The 20,455-nt window shown below is 62.3% G+C and carries 15 protein-coding genes and 1 pseudogene; 8 read left to right on the top strand and 8 right to left on the bottom strand.

Going from position 1 to position 20,455, the window contains the following annotated elements; translation table 11 throughout:
* Positions 1-119 precede the first annotated feature (119 nt).
* The 3 genes from ABAC460_RS38600 (at position 120) to ABAC460_RS38595 (ending at position 3,331) form a co-directional block, all read left to right on the top strand.
* Positions 120-1,472 carry an efflux transporter outer membrane subunit gene (locus tag ABAC460_RS38600; protein ID WP_023454087.1) on the top strand — a complete coding sequence of 451 codons (1,353 nt, stop codon included), beginning with the start codon at positions 120-122 and terminating at the stop codon, positions 1,470-1,472.
* Positions 1,473-1,646: 174 nt separating this feature from the next.
* The gene (locus ABAC460_RS0124730) at positions 1,647-2,600 is read left to right on the top strand and encodes an NAD-dependent epimerase/dehydratase family protein (protein ID WP_369794115.1); all 954 of its coding nucleotides are present in this window, start codon (positions 1,647-1,649) and stop codon (positions 2,598-2,600) included.
* Positions 2,597-3,331 (top strand): MBL fold metallo-hydrolase, encoded by a 735-nt coding sequence (locus tag ABAC460_RS38595; protein ID WP_023454084.1) that lies wholly within the window; start codon positions 2,597-2,599, stop codon positions 3,329-3,331. Before ABAC460_RS0124730 ends, ABAC460_RS38595 begins: the two co-directional genes overlap by 4 nt.
* A gap of 185 nt (positions 3,332-3,516) precedes the next feature.
* On the opposite strand, the gene ABAC460_RS38590 is transcribed toward ABAC460_RS38595, so the two are convergent.
* Positions 3,517-5,256, bottom strand: a complete 1,740-nt coding sequence (locus ABAC460_RS38590; RefSeq protein WP_023454083.1) for a DUF885 domain-containing protein — start codon at positions 5,254-5,256, stop codon at positions 3,517-3,519.
* A gap of 106 nt (positions 5,257-5,362) precedes the next feature.
* On the opposite strand from ABAC460_RS38590, the gene ABAC460_RS38585 reads away from it, so the two are divergent.
* The 4 genes from ABAC460_RS38585 to ABAC460_RS38570 all read left to right on the top strand — a co-directional run bounded on the left by ABAC460_RS38585 (position 5,363) and on the right by ABAC460_RS38570 (position 10,875).
* Positions 5,363-6,964 carry a sodium:solute symporter family transporter gene (locus ABAC460_RS38585; protein ID WP_023454082.1) on the top strand — a complete coding sequence of 534 codons (1,602 nt, stop codon included), beginning with the start codon at positions 5,363-5,365 and terminating at the stop codon, positions 6,962-6,964.
* A gap of 140 nt (positions 6,965-7,104) precedes the next feature.
* The gene (locus tag ABAC460_RS38580; protein ID WP_023454081.1) at positions 7,105-8,043 is read left to right on the top strand and encodes a glycoside hydrolase family 16 protein; all 939 of its coding nucleotides are present in this window, start codon (positions 7,105-7,107) and stop codon (positions 8,041-8,043) included.
* 191 nt (positions 8,044-8,234) lie between these two features.
* Positions 8,235-9,797, top strand: a complete 1,563-nt coding sequence (locus ABAC460_RS38575) for a tryptophan halogenase family protein (RefSeq protein WP_023454080.1) — start codon at positions 8,235-8,237, stop codon at positions 9,795-9,797.
* Positions 9,798-9,807: 10 nt separating this feature from the next.
* The gene (locus tag ABAC460_RS38570; RefSeq protein ID WP_023454079.1) at positions 9,808-10,875 is read left to right on the top strand and encodes a LacI family DNA-binding transcriptional regulator; all 1,068 of its coding nucleotides are present in this window, start codon (positions 9,808-9,810) and stop codon (positions 10,873-10,875) included.
* Positions 10,876-11,172: 297 nt separating this feature from the next.
* Here the strand turns inward: ABAC460_RS38570 and ABAC460_RS38565 are convergent, their stop codons facing one another.
* The 3 genes from ABAC460_RS38565 to ABAC460_RS38555 form a co-directional block, all read right to left on the bottom strand.
* Positions 11,173-12,594, bottom strand: a complete 1,422-nt coding sequence (locus ABAC460_RS38565) for a methyl-accepting chemotaxis protein (protein ID WP_023454077.1) — start codon at positions 12,592-12,594, stop codon at positions 11,173-11,175.
* A gap of 123 nt (positions 12,595-12,717) precedes the next feature.
* The gene (locus tag ABAC460_RS38560) at positions 12,718-14,637 is read right to left on the bottom strand and encodes a PAS domain-containing hybrid sensor histidine kinase/response regulator (RefSeq protein ID WP_023454076.1); all 1,920 of its coding nucleotides are present in this window, start codon (positions 14,635-14,637) and stop codon (positions 12,718-12,720) included.
* A gap of 169 nt (positions 14,638-14,806) precedes the next feature.
* Positions 14,807-16,129 (bottom strand): UDP-glucose dehydrogenase family protein, encoded by a 1,323-nt coding sequence (locus ABAC460_RS38555; protein ID WP_023454075.1) that lies wholly within the window; start codon positions 16,127-16,129, stop codon positions 14,807-14,809.
* Between the two features lie 173 nt (positions 16,130-16,302).
* On the opposite strand from ABAC460_RS38555, the gene ABAC460_RS38550 reads away from it, so the two are divergent.
* Entirely contained in the window at positions 16,303-16,974 is a 672-nt protein-coding gene (locus tag ABAC460_RS38550) for a hypothetical protein (RefSeq protein ID WP_023454074.1), read from the top strand.
* Between the two features lie 14 nt (positions 16,975-16,988).
* Here ABAC460_RS38550 and ABAC460_RS38545 read toward each other — a convergent pair whose 3' ends face one another.
* The 4 genes and pseudogenes from ABAC460_RS38545 to ABAC460_RS0124725 all read right to left on the bottom strand — a co-directional run.
* Positions 16,989-17,915 carry an RDD family protein gene (locus ABAC460_RS38545; RefSeq protein ID WP_023454073.1) on the bottom strand — a complete coding sequence of 309 codons (927 nt, stop codon included), beginning with the start codon at positions 17,913-17,915 and terminating at the stop codon, positions 16,989-16,991.
* Positions 17,908-18,927, bottom strand: coding sequence for a stage II sporulation protein M (locus ABAC460_RS38540; protein WP_023454072.1), 1,020 nt, complete (start codon positions 18,925-18,927; stop codon positions 17,908-17,910). The genes ABAC460_RS38545 and ABAC460_RS38540 overlap by 8 nt, the downstream gene beginning before the upstream one ends.
* A gap of 16 nt (positions 18,928-18,943) precedes the next feature.
* On the bottom strand, positions 18,944-20,263 hold the full coding sequence (locus ABAC460_RS38535; protein WP_023454071.1) for a DUF58 domain-containing protein: 1,320 nt from the start codon (positions 20,261-20,263) through the stop codon (positions 18,944-18,946).
* Positions 20,263-20,455 (bottom strand): annotated as a pseudogene (locus tag ABAC460_RS0124725) (AAA family ATPase); the annotation flags it as partial. The pseudogene ABAC460_RS0124725 and the gene ABAC460_RS38535, both read right to left, overlap by 1 nt.

Raw genomic sequence — 20,455 nt, 5'->3', positions numbered from 1 at the left:
GGTGTATCCACAACCAACGCCCAGCCTCTAAAGACTTTAGCGCCAAGAAATCCCCCCTCCGTCTGCTGCGCTCCGCCTGCAGACACCTCCCCCGCATAGCGGGGGAGTATAAGAAGGGATTGACCGCAGCTCTTCTTCTGCCCGCCCTGGCTCTCTCTGCTTGCACCCTGGCGCCGAAGTACGAACAGCCCGCCCTGCCCGTCGCCCCACAGTGGTCGGCACCAGCGCCACAGGCATCGAATACCCAACTCACCTGGCGCGAGCTCTTCCTCGACCCACAGCTCCAGCAGACCGTCGACCTGGCGCTGACCAACAACCGCGACCTGCGCATTGCAGCCTTCAACGTGCAACAGGCACGCGCCGTCTACGGCATCCAGCGCGCTGGCCTGCTGCCGGGCGTCGACGCCTCCGGCTCGGGCAGCAAATCACACACCGATGCCGACGGCGACAGCGAATCCTACAACGCCAATCTCGGCCTGTCCTGGGAACTGGACCTGTTCGGCCGCATCCGCAGCCTGAAGAACGCCGCGCTCGAAGACTTTTTCGCGTCGGAAGCCAATCGCGACGCCGTCGAAATCAGCCTGATCGCTTCGGTCGCCAATGCCTGGTTGACCCTGGCCGCCGACCAGGACGCCCTGCGCCTGGCCCGCGACACCTACACCTCACGCCAGGAAGCCTATCGGATTGCCGAAGGCCGCGCCCGTATCGGAGTCATAGGAGATCTGGAGCTGAGCCAGCAGACCACACTGCTGGAACAGTCGCGCGCCGAAGTCGCCGCGCTCGAAACCGCCGTCGACCAGGATAAATCCGCCCTGACCCTGCTGGTCGGAACAACCCTGCCCGAAAATCTGATCCCCCAGACCTTGCCCGGCAATGCCGTCGCCGACGTCCCGGTCGGCCTGCCGTCGGAAGTCCTGCTGGCCCGGCCCGACGTCCTGAGCGCCGAACATAACCTCAGGGCCGCCAATGCCGATATCGGCGCCGCCCGTGCCGCCATGTTCCCGTCCATCTCCCTGACAGGTTCGACAGGCTTCGCCAGCAGCGACCTCGGGTCCCTTTTCGAGTCCGGCAACGGCCGCTGGTCGTATGGCGTCGGCATCAACATGCCGATCTTCGCCGGCGGCGGTCCAATCAACGCCCTGCGTGGCGCGAAAGCCCGCCAGGACATCGCCGTCGTCCAGTACGAACGCGCCATCCAGTCGGCCTTCAACGACGTCAACCAGGCCCTGGCCGTGCGCGCTCGTATTGACGAACGCCTGGACGCCCAGACCGCCGCGACCAACGCCGCGCAACGCACCTTCGACCTGTCGAATGCCCGCTATTCCGCCGGCAGCGACAGCTACCTGACCCTACTCGATGCCCAGCGCACCCTGTACGGTTCGCAACAGAGCCTGATCAACCTGCGCTACCTGCGCGCTGCCAATCTGGTGGCGCTCTATCGCGCGCTCGGCAACGACGCGTCGCTGAAATAACAAGCGTTACCGTTATCTGCCTTCAAAAAGCCTGATCGGCTATGATATGCATGGCTTAACCGGGGCTGGTTAGGAAATATCGCCGCGCAGATATCTGCCGGCGCGTGTGGTGAGCGTGCCGGCCTCGCGCCGTATCTGGGGTTTTGCCATGCCTGCCGTTCCTGTCCGCGCCGCGTGCGTGTCGTGAGGATTGTCGTCACCGGAGCGACCGGTTTCCTCGGCGGTCACCTCTGCCGCCATCTCCATCACCTGGGCCATGAGGTCATCGGACTGGGCCGTGACGCCGCCAAAGGCGCCGCGCTCAAGATTGACGGTATCGGTTTCCATGCGCTCGATCTGTCTCAGCCCGGTCCCGGCCTCTCCCTGCCGCCAGTGGACGCCTTCATCCATGCCGCCGCCTTGTCGTCCAACTGGGGACCGCGCAAAGCCTTCCAGGCGGCCAATGTGACCGGCACGCAAAACGCCCTTGCCCTTTCCGACCGGCTGGGGGCGGACCGCTTTGTCTTCATCAGCTCGCCATCGGTCTATTTCCGCTTCCGCGATCAACTGGATCAAAACGAAAATGATCCCCTGCCGCCCCCGGTCAACGCCTATGCCGAGTCGAAACAGCAGGCCGAGGCTCTGGTCCGCGCCCACCCTAACGCCGTCATCATCCGCCCGCGCGGATTGTACGGCCGTGGCGACACCACCCTGCTGCCGCGCCTGGTCCGGGCAGCCAAAGATGGCGCCCTGCCCCTGCTGCGCCATGGCGATGCCGTCACCGATCTGACTCATGTCGACGACGTCGTTGGCGGCATTACCTGCGCTTTGATGAGCCGTGCCACCGGCACCTACAACATCTCCGGCGGCGCGCCCCAAACCATAAAATCCATCATTGAACAGACCTGCGGCCACGCCGGCATTACGCCGCGCTTTACAGGCATTCCGGTCGGCCTGGCCCTGTTCGCCGCTCGCACCGCCGAACTTTTGGCGCGACTGACGCCGGGCCAACCCGAGCCAATATTCACCACCTATAGCGTCGGCGTCATGGCCTACAGCCAGACTCTGGACCTGACGGCGGCCCGGCGCGGCCTGGGCTATGCGCCGCAGATCGACTTCGCCAACGGCTTGCGGAGGACCTTCGCATGAAGCCGGTCTTCGCCAACAGCGCCACGGTCACCGTCCCCGAACGCCTGGTCCTGAAAAACGGCCGCCGGGACAAGGTCACCTTGGGCGTCCGTTTCGGGGTCTGGGTTCATCCGAAACACGGCCCCATCCTGATCGATACCGGCTACGGCCCGGAAGTCACCTCCGGCCGCCGCAGCCTGCCCCTCACCCTCTACGCCGCCGCCATAAGACCGAAACTGGCCGACCAGCCGGAAACGATCCTGGCGCAAATGGGATACGGCCCCGACGACGTCCACGCCGTCTTCATCACCCACTTCCATGCCGACCATATCAGCGGCCTGAGGCGTTTCCCGAAAGCCCGTCTCCTGGCCGCCGGCTGGCCGGAACTGAAGGCGCAATCGACCTGGCAGCGTGTCCGCCACGGCATCTTCACCGAACTGCTGCCGGATGACTTCACCCAGCGCCTGACCCCGCTGGAAGTCATGGACCGAGACATCTTCGGCGACGGCTCACTCATCACCCTCGACCTGCCCGGCCACGCGGTGGGCCATACCGGTCTGATCTGGCCAGAGCATAAACTGGTCTATGCGGCTGACGCTCAATGGTTGACAAAGGCCGTTGTGGAGGACCGTCCCCCCTCCGGAGCGGCGCGTCTGGTCTATCATAACGAAGCCGAGATGCGTGCCTCGATGGCAAAACTGCGCGAATTGAACGACCACGAGATCGTCTTCTGCCACGATCCGATAGACTGAAAGCCGAGGCTGAGGCAAAGGATGAAGTCAGTCGCCACAGCCCACCGGAATCAAATTATAAACCCACCACCACAAGATACTGAAATAACAAGATAATATTCACCCCACCAATAGCGACACACCAGCAACATTCCTATCGATCGAACAACCGTAACGCACCCGGCCAACCGCTCGATTTGACTCAGCTATTCCTCATCCGGATAAGGTCCAACGCCACCACCCGCGATAAACCGGTCGATATGGGCGCTCATCACCGGCAGGGGCACGCTGCCCAGTTCCAGAACCGAGTCGTGAAACGCGCGGATATTGAACCGGTCGCCCAGCGCCGCCTCCGCCTTATGCCGCGCGTCCCAGATCGCCATCTGCCCCAGATAGTAGCTCAGCGCCTGACCGGGCCACGAGATGTAACGGTCGATCTCGGTCGTTACCTCATGTTCCGACAAGGCCGTGTTGTCACGGAGAAACGCCTGGGCCTGTTCGCGCGTCCAGCCCTTGGCATGGATGCCGGTATCGACCACCAGCCGCGACGCCCGCCACATCTGGTAGCTCAGCATGCCGAAGCGGTCATAGGGCGTCTCGTACACCCCCATCTCGACACCCAGACGTTCGGTATAAAGCGCCCAGCCCTCGCCATAGGCCGAAATATACGTCTTCTGGCGGAACTCCGGCAGCGCCTTATTCTCCAGCGCCAACGGCATCTGGAAGGCATGGCCCGGCGCGCTTTCGTGCAAGGTCAGGGCCGTCAACTGAAACAGCGGTCGCGACTTCAGGTCATAGGTATTGACCAGATAGACGCCTGGCCCGCCCCGACCCGTCGTATAATAGGGCGCGATATCCGGCGGCACCGGGATAATGCCGAACCTCTGGCGCGGCAACCGGCCGATCCAGTCGCCGATCTTACCGTCGACCGTCTTGGAAATCCACGCCGCCCGGTCCAGCAGGGCCTGGGGCGTCTGCGCATAGAATTTCGGATCGCTGCGCAGAAAGGTTAGAAACGCCGGCAGGTCGCCTTCAAACCCGACCTCCTGCATGATGGCCAGCATTTCGGCGCGGATCTTGGCGACCTCCTGCAAACCCGTCTCGTGGATCTGGTCCGGCGTCAGGTCCAGCGTGGTGTATTCGCGGATCTTCGCCTGGTAATAGGCCACACCGTCCGGCAGTTCGCTGGCGCCCAGGCTGATCCGCGCCTTGGGGACATAGTCCTTCTGCAGAAAAGCCAATAGCTTACGATGGGCCGGAATGACCGCGTCATCGATGACCTTTACCCCCTCCGCCCGCAGTTGCGCCTGCAGGGCCGGCGGCATATTGGCCGGCATGGTCACGAATGGCTTGTAGAAGGCGCTATCCTGCGGTTTCGCATTGATCACCGACAGCACCGACTGGTCGCGGCCGGTCAGGGTCACCTTCGGCGGTGTAAACCCGCGCTTCAGCCCGGTCTTCATATTGGCCGTGGCCTGGTCGAAATAGCGCGGCACCTCCGACAACAGGCTGATATAGTTGCGGTAATCCTGCTCGGTGCGGAAATCGAGATCGGCCGTGTAGACCAGGTCGCTCCAGAAGGCGCTGTCGGAATTGACCGGCATCTCATAGTCGCGGAAGGCCTGCCGATCGACCAAGGCGTCGATCTGGGCCTTGTAGACGGCATAGTTGACTTGGTTCTCTGCCGTCAGAGTCACCGGATCGATCGCTGCCACCTGAGCCTGAATGGCCTGCCAGTAGATCAGCCGTTCGTTTTGCGCCGTGGCGCTGATGTCGGGCAGATGGGCCGGCACCTCGACGGTCAGCGCATCCTCGCTGCTGGCCAGCAGGCTCTGGCGCCACGACCACTCCTCGCTGTACAGCTTGACGAAACGATCATCGGCTTCCCCGGCCCAAACCGGAGCCACCCAAACCAGCCACATCGCCGCCAACAGGACTCGTTTCATCGTCACCTCCTGCTTCGCGCCAGACCAGCCGGTGCGGAAAGCGCTTTCAAATTTCCGAATCTATGCTCTAGTTCGCGAAAATCATAACACGATCAGGGATGAAGATATGCCGGCGCGGACCTTGAGCCTGCTCGACCTCGCCGTTTTCGGCCTCTATATCGTCGGCCTGATCATCTACGGCGTGATCGACCGTCACCGCTCGCTGAAGGCCCGCGACCATTTCCTCGGCGGGCAGTCGGCCACCTGGCCCAAGATCGGCCTGTCGCTTTATGCCTCGACCATCTCGGCCACCACCCTGGTCGGCCTGACCGGCACGGCCTACGCCCACGGCATCAGCGTCTTCAACTACGAATGGATGGCGGCGGTGGTCCTGACCATCTTTTGCGCCTTCGTCCTGCCGACCTACATCAAGTCCCAGGTCTTCACCGTCCCCGAATTCCTCGAAATGCGCTACGGCAAGTTCGTTCGCACCTATGTCTCGGCCCTGGCCTGCCTGCTGGGCATCTTCCTGGACGCAGCGGGCGGGCTGTTCGCCGGCGCCATCCTGTTCCAGATCATGGTTCCCGACTGGCCGCTATGGCAGGTCTGCGCACTGCTCTCCCTGCTGGCCGGCGGCTTCCTGATCGCCGGCGGCCTGCGCACCGTGATGAGCTTCGAGTCGGTCCAGGGCCTGGTCATGGTCTTCACCGTGGCGGCCCTGGCCTGGTTCACCTTCTCGGCGGTCGGCGGCTCGCCCCTGGCTGGCTGGAACGCCATGATGGCCCAGGTGCCGGCGGAAAAACTGTCCCTGGTCAGACCGCTCGACGATCCGACGGTCCCATGGTCCGGACTACTGACCGGCATTCCGCTGATCGGCTTTTATTTCTGGTGTACCTCGCAGATGATGGTCCAGCGGGTCTTGGCGGCGCGGTCGCTGGATGATGGCCGCCTGGGCTCGCTGCTGGGCGCGGCGCTGAAACTGACAAGCCTGTTCCTGGTCTGCCTGCCGGGCGCCGCCATGCTGCTGCTGTCGCCCAACCTGGAACAGTCCGATCAGGTCTTTTCGCACATCGTCTTCGACGTCCTGCCCGATGGCCTGCGCGGCCTGATCATCGCCGCCTGCCTGATCTCGATCGTCTCGGGCCTGGCAGGTATCTACAACTCGACCTCAACCCTGATCACCATGGACTTCGTCCGCCGCTTCAAGCCCAACCTGACCGAACAGGACCTGGTCCGTACCGGTCAGATCGTCACGGCGGTGATCATGGCCTTGTCCATCGCCTGGGCGCCCCAGATCATGCTGTTCAAGGACACGCTGTGGCAGTACCTGCAATCCCTGCTGTGCTATTTCGTGCCGCCGATCGCCGCCGTTTTCATCGCCGGCCTGTTCCTGAAACGCGTCAACAATCCCGGCGCCGGCGCCGGTCTGATCGCAGGCACGACGGCCAGCCTGGTTATGTTCGTCGACTCGATCGCCTTCCACCTGATCCCGATCCACTATCTCGACGCCGCCATGGTTATCTTCCTGGTCGCCTTCGCCGCCATCCTTATCGGCAGCCGCCTGGGGCCGGCGCCCGATCCGGTCAAGGTCGGCCCGCTGATGTTCTCCAAAGCCGTCTGGCAAGCCGAAACTGAGCACCTGAAGACGGTCAAATGGTACAAGAACTACCGCTATCTCTCGATCGCCTTGCTGAGCGTGACCGCCGCCATCGTCATCTGGTTCCACTGATCCGGATTTCATATCCGGATTCTCCCGGCGGGATTTTTTCATAGCCAATCTGTCACAAACCTCCTAAGGTCAGCACAACGACCGGAAACCGGCGTCTTGCGAAACAAAAACCGACATACTTTTTAGCCGGAGCAAGACCCGTGAACCCTATCGCTTTCCCTAAAATCCTGTCCGCTGTTGCCGTTGTATCCCTGGCGACCCTGGCCGCCTGTGGCGGTGGAGGCGGCGGCAGTTCCGGCGGCGGCGGAGGTGGTGGCTCCTCTTCCTCGTCTTCCTCCAGCAGCACCGCGTCCGGCCCGGGCATCACCGCCATCGACGAGGTCGGCGGCATGCCCACCGGCTACACCCTGGCCTGGTCGGATGAGTTCAATACCGACGGACTGCCCGATCCGACCCTGTGGGGCTACGACACCTTCCGCAATTCGGCCGGCTGGTACAACAACGAGAAACAGTACTATTCCGCCAGCCGCCTGGAAAATGCCCGCGTCGAGAGCGGCAAGCTGCTGATCGAGGCGCGCAAGGAAGCCTTGACCACCATGCCGGACTATGGCGGCCAGCAGTACAGCTCCGCCCGCGTGGTGTCGAAAAAGACCTACACCTATGGCTATGTCGAGGTCCGCGCCCTGGTGCCGTGCGCCCGCGGTGGCTGGCCGGCCATCTGGCAACTCCCGGCAGCGCCCTACACGAACTGGCCCGACGACGGTGAAATCGACATCATGGAATATGTCGGGTGGAATGCCGGCAAGGTCTACCAGAGCGTCCACACCAAGGCCTATTACCACGTCCTCAACAACCAGAAGAGCGTCATCTCCAATGTCGCCGATGCCTGCTCGGCCTGGCACACCTATCAGATGACCTGGACCGCTGATCGCGTCACCATGGGCTTCGACGGCCGCAACTATTTCAGCTACCGCAACGACGGCACCAGCAACTACAACGAATGGCCCTTCTTCCGGCCGCAGTTCCTGATCCTGAACGTCGCGGTTGGCGGCGATTTCGGTGGCGTCAGCGGCGTCGACGATGCCGCCTTCCCCTATGCCATGCAGATCGACTATGTCCGGGTCTATCAAAAACCCTGATCCAGAGAACCTGACAAAGACACCTGACAACAGGACATCGAACGCGGGTCAGTCACCAAAAAACTGCATTAATTCAGCAGCGTATGATGACTGACTCGCGACGCATCGCTGTCCTGTCAGGACTTGCCCTGTTGTCAGAGCCGTGTTACCGTGCCTGATAACGCTAACATAAAAACAGTATGCCAAACTCCATGACGTCTCCACGCAGAGTCCTGATCGCAGGCGGCGGTACGGCCGGCTGGCTGACGGCCGCCTACCTGGCGCGCGTCCTGGGCCACGGCAAACCGACCTGCCCGCAGATCACCCTGATCGAGTCACCCGAGATCGGCACAATCGGCGTCGGCGAAGGCAGTTTCGCCACCATCCGCACCACCTTGCAGACCCTGGGCCTCGACGAGGAAACCTTCCTGCGCGAGGCCACCGCCACTTTCAAACAGGGCATCCGCTTCGCCGATTGGGAAAAGAAGGACAGCTGGTATTTCCATCCCTTCGACCCGCCCTACCCCGTAGAAGGCGCCGGCCTCCTGCCCTACTGGCTGCTGCAGGACGAAGCCACCCGCCTGCCCTTCGCCCAGGCCGTGGCGCTGCAGAAGAAGGTCGCCGAGACCCAACGCGCGCCCAAGCGGCTATATGAGAACCGCTTCGGCGGCGCCCTCAACTACGCCTACCATTTCGATGCCGGCAAGTTCGCCAAACTGCTGTCGCGCCATGCCATCTCCATGGGCGTCACCCACCTGCAGGGCCGCATCAACGATGTGAAACTGGCGCAGGACGGCAGCATTGCCGGCGTCGTCACCGACAGCCATGGCGAACTGAACGCCGACCTCTATGTCGACTGCACCGGCTTTGCCGCTGTCCTGATCGGCAAGGCCCTGGGCTCGCCGTACAAATCGGTGCGCAAACAGCTGCTGACCGACCGCGCCATCGCCTGTCAGGTCCCCTACGCCAGGCCGGATGCGCCGATCGAAAGCTACACCGTCTCGACCGGCCACGAAGCCGGCTGGACCTGGGACATCGGCCTCGATGTCCGCCGAGGCGTCGGCTATGTTTACAGCTCCGACCATACCAGCGACGAACGCGCCGAAGAGGTTCTGCGAAACTACGTCGGCCCCACCGCTACCGATTTCTCGACCCGGGTGATCCGGTTCGACACCGGCTACCGCGAACAGCAATGGATCAAGAACTGCGTCGCCATCGGTCTGTCGGGCGGCTTCTTTGAACCGCTGGAAGCCACCGGCATCATGCTGATCGAGGTCGCCATCGGCATGCTGACCGAATACTTCCCCCATGCCGGACCGATCGACGCCAACGCCACCATCTTCAACCGGCTGATGACCCTGCGCAACGAGAAGCTCGTCAACTTCCTGAAGCTTCACTACTGTATCAGCAAGCGCCCCGAGTCCTTCTGGCGCGAAAACTGCGATCCGGCCACCATACCGGACGAGTTGAACGAACTCCTGGCCATGTGGCAACATCGCATGCCGTCGCGCTTCGACGTACTGGACGACATCGATACCTTTGCCTACTTCAACTATCAGTACATCCTGTACGGCATGAACTTCGCGACCGATCTTTCGGCCCAGCGCGACAGCCACCCCAAGATCGCCGAGGCGAAAGCCATCTTCGACAAGGTTGCCCTGATCGGCGACCAGGCGGCGCGCGACCTGCCGACGCACCGTGCTCTGATCGATCAGGTCTACAATCACGGCTACGCCGAGCCGCCCGCCCAACGTTTCATGTCCGTCAAACGCTAAGAGAAGACTTTTGGACCGCAGACCTACCATCATCGACGTTGCCGAAAAAGCCGGGGTTTCGATCAAGACCGTATCGCGCGTCATCAACAACGAAAAGCATGTCTCGGCCGACATGCGCGCCCGGGTGGGCCGCGCCGTCGCCGAACTGGGCTTCGCAGCCAATGCTTCGGCGCGTGGCATGCGCACCCTGAATCCCGAACGCTCCTATGTCATCGGTCAGCTCTATGGCGATCCGGGCGGCGCCTATACCTCAGACATCCAACTGGGCCTGTTGTCGCGCTGCCGCTATTTCGGCTATCATCTCGTCATCGAGGAACTGGACTACCAAAGCCCCGATGTCGAACGCCGCGCCCGCGACCTGGTCCGCCGGCTCAAACTGGACGGCGCGGTCCTGACCGCGCCCCTGACCGACAATGAGCTGGTGCAGGGCGTTCTGGAAGAGGCCGGCATCCCCTATGTCCGGGTAACACCCCAGGTCGAGTCGCGCACCATCCCGTCGGTGCGCATCGACGAGAAGCGCGCCGCCTATCAACTGACTCAGCACCTGATCAGCATCGGCCACCGCCGCATCGGCTTTATTCGTGGCCTGCCCATCCATGCCGCCACCACGCTGCGCTATGCCGGCTTCGAACAGGCCCTGACAGAGGCCGGGATCGAGATCGATGCTACCCTGGTGGAAAACGGAGACTTCCGCTATTTCGCCGCCATTCCCTGCGCCCACCGCCTGCTGAACCGGGCGGACCGGCCGACCGCCGTATTCGCGTCGAACGACGAAATGGCCGCCGCGGTGATCAAGGTGGCGCACGAACTGAACTTCACCCTGCCAGAAGATTTGAGCGTGGTCGGGTTCGACGACATCCCGACGGCGGAGATGCTGTGGCCGTCCTTGACGACGGTGCGCCAGCCCGTGGCTCGCCTGGGGGCAGCGGCGGGCGACCTGCTGTTTACGCGACTGTCGGGCAATGGCGAATGGCCCAATCCCGCGCCGCATCAGATCCTCCAACACGATATCGTGCTGCGCTCATCAACGGCGCCATGGCGTGATCCCAAGATGATGTACGGGACAGGCGGAAGTTAAGGTGGTCTGCTTTCAGCCGTAAGAATGGCCGCGCTTACCTAAATTGGAACCCCGGAAAAGTCACGGATGCCGCTTCGCGGACACGGATAAAGGCACGGATTTCAGGGGGCTCTTTCTGTTGTGCGATATTCCACTCGATTTTTGGACGGCATTTTGCGCCATGGTCATTTCATGTGGTTTCGCGCGACCGGTTCAACCTTCATGAAATCCGTGTTGATCCGTGTCCCGGCCGAAGGCCGGGCATCCGTGCCTTATCCGTGGTTCCGCCACTTTTCGTAAGCGCGGGCGCACATAGGTTCAGGCAAGAACCCCAATCCGGAAACCGCCCCAATGGCGGCCATGGACGCTGATCGGCGCGGAAATGTCCTTCATCATCACGAATTTGCCGCCGCCCATGGCGCGGCGATAGGCCTGGACCAGAGGTTCGCCGCTGTTGCTGCCGGCGCGCAAGCCTACCCGGTCATTGAATAGCCGGCGGTTACGGCAGTTGGCCGTGTTCCATTCCGTCTCACCGGGCCGCTGGGGTTGCGAGAACTTGCGGTTATGCGTCGGCAGGAAGCCCTTGCGATCCACCGCCGCGCAAAAAGCGATACGGCTGTCCGAGCTCAAAATGGCTTCCTGGATATCGGGCAGCAGCCGGTCGGTCAGGCCGACAAACCGCGTCATATATTGCTGTGGATCGCTACCGGCGATCGGCGCGTAGGATTCATCGAACAGGTCTGCCAGGGAAATCACCCCATCTGCCACCGCCTTCTCGAACAAGGCGCCGATCCGGCCGGCGGCATCTTCCGCAGACACCAGAAACGGACTGTCGCCATTACGTACACCCGCGGCATTGGTCGCCTGCATGATCTGCTCGCCGCTCATGGCGACAGTAACCAGCCGCTTGCCACCGTCCAGCAGCAGGCCATCCAGGGCCTTCACATCGCCGGCCAGATGGGTGAGGCCGGCGCGCAGATCTTCCGACCGGCCGTGAATGGCCTGAGCGCCTTCGGTCACCGTATGCACCGAACCGCGCACCCGGTCGAAGGCTTCACCCAGCGATGCCAGGGACGCCGACCGGTCGCTGCCCGAGGTTTGGCCCGCCATGCGCCGCGCCATGGCCAGGGTTTCGGCGCTGCTCTGCGTCAGGCTGCGGATCTCTCCGGTCAGCTCCGACAGGGTCTTCTGGATACGCTGGGACGCCTCGCGTGTCTGGTTGGACAGCGCCTTGACCTCCTGGGCGACGACGGCAAAGCCGCGGCCGGCATCCCCGGCCCGCGCCGCTTCGATCGTGGCATTCAGAGCCAGCAGGTTGGTATTGGCGGCGATGGTTTCGATCGATTTGGCGATGGCGCCAACGGAATCGATGGATTGCGACAGGGCGCTGATCCGGGTCGCGGCGCCATCGGCGCTGCTGACCCAGGTTTCCATGGCATGGGTGGTGTCGTGGACACGACGGCGGGTTTCCTCGGCTGACCGATCGATGACGTCCTCGGCGGCTCGGGCGGCCGCCATGATCTGCGCGTTCTGGTCGGAGACGATCGCCGCGGCTGCGGCCAGGCGGTTCAGGTCCTCCATCTGGACGCTGTGGCGGGCGATGACATCGTCGACCGCACCGGATACCGACACCAGTTCCAAGCCCAGCGTACCGGCGATCGCGGAAATTCGCGCCACGATTTCGGCGGTGTCGGGCACGCGGGATTCCGGCGTGTCGATACGCGGCGCAGGCTCGCTCATCTGTCTCCCCATTATGGTTTGGATCAGACTGCCCGGAACGGCCTTAATATCGGGTAAAATCATTTTTCAGGACGCCTCATGTTTATCCCAAAAGTGGCGTCCACTTTTGGGATAAACATGAGGCTAGGCGCTGACCCGCGCGCTTTCGCGGCCGGCATAACGCGCCAGGATATCGCGCAGCAGGCCCGGATCGAACGGCTTGGGGATGAAGTCGTTCATGCCGGCTTCGATGCACAGGTTCTTGTCCTTGTCGAGCACGTGAGCGGTCATGGCGACGATCGGCGTCGGCTCCATATGTTGCTCGGCCTCGTAATCGCGGATCAGCCGTGTGCTTTCGAACCCGTCCATGCCCGGCATCTGGATGTCCATCAGGATGACGTCGAACGTGCCGCGTTCGGCCTTGCGCAACGCCTCCATGCCGTTCTGGGCGACGTCGAAACTGTAACCCAGATGCTCGATCATGGTCGTCGCCACCAGCGTGTTGGGCTCGTAGTCCTCAACCACCAGCACATTGCGGTGCTGGCGTTCTGGTGCCTCGCTGCGCGGCGTCAGAAGCGACTGGCGGCTTGCGTTCATGAAGGGCAGTTCCACGGTGAAGGTGGAGCCGATCCCGGGCCGGCTGACCACCGATATCGTCCCCTCCATGGCGCGGGCAATCGCCTGGCAAATCGACAGCCCCAGCCCGGATCCGCCATATTTGCGCGTCGTCGACGCGTCAGCCTGGGTGAACTTGTCGAAGATGATGTCGGCCTTGTCCTCGGCAATGCCTATGCCGGTATCGCTCACTTCGAAGACCAGGATACTGTCGGCCAGGTGCTCGCTTTTGAGACGGACATTGATCTCGATCTGGCCCTCGTCGGTGAATTTGACGGCATTGGCCAGCAGGTTGGTCAGAATCTGCTGCAGCCGGACAGGATCGCCGCAATAACGGTCCTTCAGATCGCGGTCGTAGCCGATGCGGATCGGCAGACCCTTTTCCTGTGCCTTGATCTGCATCAGGATGACGGTCTGTTCGACGATGTCGGCGGGGTTGAACTCGACGGTCTCAAGCTGCAGGGCGTCGGCTTCCAGCTTGGAAAAGTCGAGCAGGTTGTTGATCAGCACCAGCAGATTGTCGCCGCTCTGCCGAAGCATCGAGACGCACTGCTGCTCCTTGGGATTGAGGTTCTGCGACAGACTGAGAATGTGGGCCAGACCGATGACGGCATTCATCGGGGTGCGCAATTCATGCGACATGTTGGCCAGGAACTCGTCCTTGCGGCGGTTGCTTTCACGCAGGGCACGCTCGGTCTGCTTGGTCTCGGCGATCGGCCGCGCCACCTTTGTGGCCCCCATGACCCGCCCCTGACCGTCCAGCAACGGCGAGACCGTCACCGCCAGTTCGACGAAGCTGCCGTCCTTATGCCGGCGCACGGTCTCGAAATGATCGACCTTCTGGCCGGCCTTGACCTTGCCCATGATGGCATATTCTTCGTCGATCCGATCGGGCGGAATGATCAGGCCGATATGCTGCCCGATCGCCTCTTCCGGCGAATAACCCAGGATGCGTACCGCCGAAGGGTTCCAGGATGTGATCACGCCGTCCAGGGTCTTGGAGACGATGGCGTCGTCCGAAGAATCGACTATAGCGTTCAGCGACGCCGCCAGGCGTTCGGCGCGTTTGGCGATGGAAATGTCGCGCGCAATCTTCGAGACCCCGACGATCCGTCCCTTGGCGTCCTTGATCGGCGACACGGTCAGCGAAATATCGATGGGGCGGCCATCCTTACGTTGACGGATGGTTTCGAAATGCTCGATTCTTTGTCCACCCTTGACCTTGCCGATGATGACGAATTCCTCGTCCAGGCGGTCTTTGGGGATGATCAGGCTGATATGCTGGCCGATCGCCTCATCCGGCGTATAACCGAACAACCGCCCGGCGGCGGCGTTCCAGGCGGTGATGTTGCCGTCCAGCGTCTTGCCGATGATGGCGTCGTCCGACGATTCGACGATGGCGGCCAGATAGCCGTCCAATGTACCGTCGTCATCATCCTTGATATTCATAACTATCTTATCCGCGCCGGCAGGGCGCAGTTTTTATCGAATGTGCGGAATCCCCCCGAAGGGACACGTATAAAGTGCCGTCAAAAAAATAAGGACGCCATATGGAATGTGATCACTCACGGCGCTTTACATACTGTAATAATTCAACCTTTTGGGTTGAGGGGCGCTCTCAGGCGGTAATTTCCTCGCCCGGACGGCCGACGCAGACATAGCGGAAGCCATGGCGCGCGACTTCGTCCTTGCGGTAAATATTGCGCAAATCGACCAGCAGCGGCGCCTTGACCGCGGCCTTGATGCGCTTCAGATCCAGAGCGCGGAATTCGTTCCATTCGGTCACGATGACCACGGCATCGGCGCCTTCGGCGGCCTGGTAGGGGCCGTCGCAATAGCTGATCGGCGGCAGGACCAGGCGGGCATTTTCCATACCTTCGGGGTCATAGCCGCGAATGGTGGCGCCGGCCTTGACCAGTTCCTCGATGATCACGATGGCCGGTGAGTCCCGCATGTCATCGGTCTCGGGCTTGAAGGTCAGTCCCAGCACGGCGATGGTCTTGCCGGCGACCGACCCGCCGGCCGCCTTGATCACCTTTTGCGCCATCTTGGCCTTGCGGCTTTCGTTGACAGCGACGGTCGCCTCGACCAGTTGCGTCGGCGCGTTGAAGTCCTGGGCGGTCTTGACCAGGGCCAGGGTGTCCTTGGGGAAGCACGACCCGCCATAGCCCGGACCGGCGTGCAGGAACTTGGTGCCGATACGGTTATCGAGCCCGATACCACGGGCGACTTCCTGAACATTGGCACCGACGGCCTCGCACAGGTCGGCCATCTCGTTGATATAGGTGATCTTAAGGGCCAGGAAGGCGTTGGCCGCGTACTTGATCAGTTCCGAGGTGCGGCGCGTGGTGATCATCAACGGGGCCTGGTTGATGAACAGCGGGCGATAGACCTCGGTCATTACCGGACGGGCGCGCTGATCCTCGATACCGACGACGATGCGGTTGGGGATCATGAAATCCTTGATCGCCGCGCCTTCGCGAAGGAATTCCGGATTGGACACCACCGCGACATCGGCCTTCGGATTGGTCCGGGCGATGATCCGCTCGACCTCGTCGCCGGTGCCGACGGGCACGGTCGACTTGGTGACCACGACGGTGAAGTCCTTGACGTGGCGGGCGATTTCCTCGGCCACAGCGTAGACATATTTCAGGTCGGCGTGGCCGGTTTCCTTATTGGTCGGGGTGCCGACGCCGATGAAGACCACTTCGGACTCGGGCACGCAGTCCGCCATGTCGGTCGAAAAGCGCAGACGGCCGGCCTTGACGTTGTCGCGGACCATTTCTTCCAGGCCCGGTTCAAAGATAGGCATCTTGCCATTGCGCAGGCCTTCGATCTTGGCGACATCCTTGTCCATGCAGACGATATCGTGACCATATTCGGCCAGGCAGACACCCGAAACCAGGCCCACATACCCCGAACCAATCATCGTAATCTTCATCGCATCGAACCTTGCAAGCCATCTTTCGCAACTGCGACACCCAAGGCAAAAACCATTGCAAAGGCAAGCGAAAAATCCCACGAGTTGCGGTTTTTGGCGCGGCCGATTGCCGCTTGGCAAAATCCGTGGACCGGCTTACCCTCAACAATGGACGATCATTTAGGGGGACCGCCATGCGCCTGGATTTCGGGGCACCGTTTTCACGCTTCTTCGACCTGCTGGGCAAAAATTTCGCGCTGTTCTTCGCGCTGGGCCTGATCGGGGTAGTTCTACCGGCCGTCGCCATCAGCTATGGCCTGGTCTACCAGATCGGTTTCGGCATTTACGACTGGACCAATCACGTCCAGGCAGCGCAACCGCTGGAGTGGGCCTGGTTGGCCGGCGGCAGCGTCATCATCTGGCTGCTTAAACTGATCAACCTGTCCATGGTCACCGAGGTCGCCATATTGCGGTCGGTGAACAAGCGCGCCGATATCGGCGCCGCCATTGGTAATGCCGTAAGCAACATCATTCCCCTGTTCATCATCGCTATCCTGGTCAACCTGATGATCCTGGGCGGTATGATTCTGCTGATCGTCCCGGGCATCATCTGGGCCCTGGCCAGTTGCGTCTCCGTACCGATCTATGTCGCCGAACGCGGAGTCGGCGTGGCGGCGCTCGGCTCAGGGATTGAGCCCGGCGAATTGCAGGAAGGCAAATTCATGTCGGTCCTGCAGACCATAAATATCGTCTTCGAGGCTGTCGGCGACGTCCTGACCAACATCTTCGTCGCCGCGATCTATGTCTGCCTGCGCCAGGTCCCCGGCAAGCAGAGTGCCAGCCAGGCAGCCTCCGTTTTCGAATAGGCCCGAAGGCCTGTTCAGGTCAGCGCCGCGTCGTGCTTGTCCTTGCGGCGCTTGCCCATCAGCATCTTGCCTTCCAGCCACGCCCGCAACGCACCGTAATAGGCGCGCAGGAAGGCCTCGTCCGAAGGCATGTCGGCGGAATTCTTCGGCGCCTGCCAGTTGATCCGCGCCTTGATCTTGTCGGCGACGGCGCGCATCACCGCCGGCTTGCGTTCGCGCAGGACTTGCTCCAGCACCTGCAGTTCCATCTCGCCATAGGCCAATTGATCCGGGGTGAAGGTCAGGCCCAGATGGGCGTCACCGTCCAGATCGGCCAGATCGTAACTCAGGGACGCCTTGGGGATGTGGATGACACGCGTCCCGGCCAGAAAATCGCCGAGCCGGGCATGCTGTTTATTGAACAACGGAAGCAGGACCAGGGCCAGCGCCCACAGCAGGGCCGCCAGACTGACCCAGGAATTCCCCATGCCGGCCGAGGTTTGCAAGATCACCCCCAACGGGATATACAGCTCGACTTCGCGCAGCGCATTTCGGGTGAAGACCGCTGCCGGCGTCAGGCGCCCGCCGTCATGGGCGACTACGCGCAGCTTCAGGGCGCGCTTACCGGGTGTCGCCGCCTTGGGGCCCATTTCGAAGAACATGAAATAGCCCGAGCGCGCAAAGAACCACGCGGCCAGCGACACGACCTGCAGGATCGAAGACGCCGCCTTGTGATCATCGCTGAAATGCTCCAGCGGCAGAATGACCCAAACGATCAACACGACGATCGGAATCGCCGCCATGATCAGAAAGTCGATCATCAGCGCCCCCAGGCGCTCGCCGAACGAGGCGTTGATGAACGGCAGGATGACACCTTCCGGCGTGGCGATCATCGTCGCCGTGCGACCGTATTCGCCATAGGGCGCGTCGCTCATCAGGTCGCGTTTAGCCGGCTTAGCCATGCTTGCGCTCCCGCCCGACGAAGAAGAAATAGCTCAGCCACAGGGTCAGCATGGCGCCCCCGATAGCGAACCGGATCCAGCTTTCCGTGATCAGCTGACGGCCGAAACCTTCCAGGCAACCAGCGACCGTCAGCATGGCGGCGACGCCGATCATCACCGTCCCGGTCAGCCGGCCGGCGTCCATCAGCGAATCCCTGCGCGGTTGGTCCCCCGGGAAGATCAGGCGGCGGCCGATATGCAGCCCGCACGCCCCCGCGATGATGATGGCGAACAATTCCGTGGTGCCGTGGATGCTGAGCCAGGCGGCAAATTCCAGGCCAAGTCCCTTGGAATGGAACAGCCACAGCATGGCCCCCAGGGGGATGCCGTTGAGGATCAGCAGGGCGACGCTCGGCAGGCCGAACATGATGCCGAAAGCAAAGGCCATGATGGCCACCTGGGTGTTGTGCCCCATCAGGAAGACCGCAAACGGCGACAAGGCCTGGTCTTCGGTATTACCCCCGAGGGTTTCCTTCAGTTCGGCAACCGAACTGTCGACCGAGCGGTATTCGCCCGGCATGAAGAAGCCGTACCAGGTCGGATCCTGGGCGCACAGGAGCCAGCCCAGAACGGCGCCGCCGAAAAACAGCACGAAGGCCAGGATCAGTTCCAGCCCAAGGGAACGAAAGCTGCGTGGCCAGGCGCGGACGAAGAAGCCTGCCAGGACCTCTTTCAGACGGGTCTGCGGGCCATAGATATTGACATAGGCGCGGGCGCACAGGGTCTGCAGATAGGTGATCAGGTTGCGGTCCAGCGAGATCGACTGGGCCATCGACAGCGACGACATGGCCGAGCGGTACAGCACAGGCAGGTTCAGCAGCTCATCGATGGAGAAACTCTTAAGTCCATCGCGCTCAGCCTTTTCGAGCTGGGCATTGAGCAGCCGCCAGTCACCCTGGCGCGCCTCGCGGAACTTCTGGCTTTTCAGCTGCAGCGCGGGCTTCGGGGCATTGCGATCCGGGTTTTCAGCCATGGTGGAACTCCCTCCCCTACAACCGGTCGGCGCGTTTCAGCGCCAGGTATTTGGTCACGATGGCGGTCGCCATGTCCTCGGTTGGTGCTTCGAGGACCTCGACGCCCTGGCGGCGCAGGATGGAAAAGACGCGTTCGCGCTGCATCGCCAGGCGGCGGGCGAAGACCGCGCGCGTGACGTCCTCGGGCTGGGACGGCACGGTCTCCATCAGGTTGTCGACCACCTCATCCTTGAAGGCAACGAACAGGACCAGGTGCTTCTTGCTGAGCCGGTTCAGGCTTTCCAGCATCAGGTCGGCGGAAACTTCGTCGATAAAGTCGGTGAACAGGATGATCAGCGACCGCCGTCCGACCTTGGCGTTCAGATCCGCCAGGGCCAGGGTATGGTTGGACTCCTCCTCGGAATCGTCGAGCCCGGACAGCTGATGTTTCAGGGCCTCGAAGGCCTGGGTGCCCGACATCATCGGCGCCGCGTGATAGGGCTTGGAGGCGAAGGCGAAGGTGCGGATATTGTCGCCGATCTTCAGCGCGCAATAGCCCAGCAGCAGGCCGGCATAGATGGCCCGGTCCAGCCGCTTCAGACCCGCCAGGGGCTCGCCCATCAGCCGGCCGGTGTCGTAGGCCAGGACGATATGGTGATTGCGTTCGGCCTGGAATTCGCGCGACAGCAGTTTCAGATGGCGCGCCGACGACCGCCAGTCGATGCGGCGATGGTCCTGTGACGCGTCGTATTCGCGCAGGGCATGGTATTCCGAACCATTGTGAAGCTGGTTCTGGACCCGCACGCCATAGATATTGTCCAGCGAGAACAGGTCCGACGCGTCGCGCTCGACGCCCTTGAGGTCGGGCGTAATGGTGACTCGGGCATCCAGGGCAACCTTCTTCTGGACATAGACCAGCCCCAGGAAACCCGTCCAGCGCAGATAGGCGGCATCGATCTCGCCGGGCCCGCGCGCGGCGGCCTTGAGCGTCAGCGTACCGTGAAAACCCTTGTCATCATGCTTGTCCAGCTTGCGGTCATAGGTTGAGCCCGCCAGCAGACGGTTCAGGCCCAGGCGCAGTTCCAGGCGCCCCGGAAGGCGCCAGGCGGAAAACCGCGCCACGAACGGCACCTCATACGGACGCCCCACCCCCAGCGACTTGGGCAATACCAGATGGAAGCCTAACGCCTGCGCGACCGGCGCGAACACCCCGTCCAGCACCGCCAGGACGAACAGCAGCGCCATGACCAGCGGCGTCCACATCCAGACGTGTGGCGCATACATGCCCACCCCTATGGCGATCGGAACGCCCAGGGCCAGCAACGCCAGCAGTCGCGGAGTGGGATAGAAGGACATTACCGCGGAATCTCGATCTTCTCGAGCAGGCCCTGGAGGACGTTATCGACCGTCTGGCCCTCGATTTCGGCCGAGGGCGACAGCAGGACACGGTGACGCATGCACGGCCGGTACAGCGCCTTGATGTCGTCCGGCAGCACGTAGTCGCGGCCGTCCAGCGTGGCTCGGGCGCGGGCGGCGCGGGCCAGCAGG

The sequence above is a fragment of the Asticcacaulis sp. AC460 genome, assembly GCF_000495795.1.
Taxonomy (GTDB): Bacteria; Pseudomonadota; Alphaproteobacteria; order Caulobacterales; family Caulobacteraceae; genus Asticcacaulis.
The sequence above is the reverse complement of the archived record's forward strand: the minus strand, read 5'-3'. Positions and strand labels throughout refer to the sequence as shown.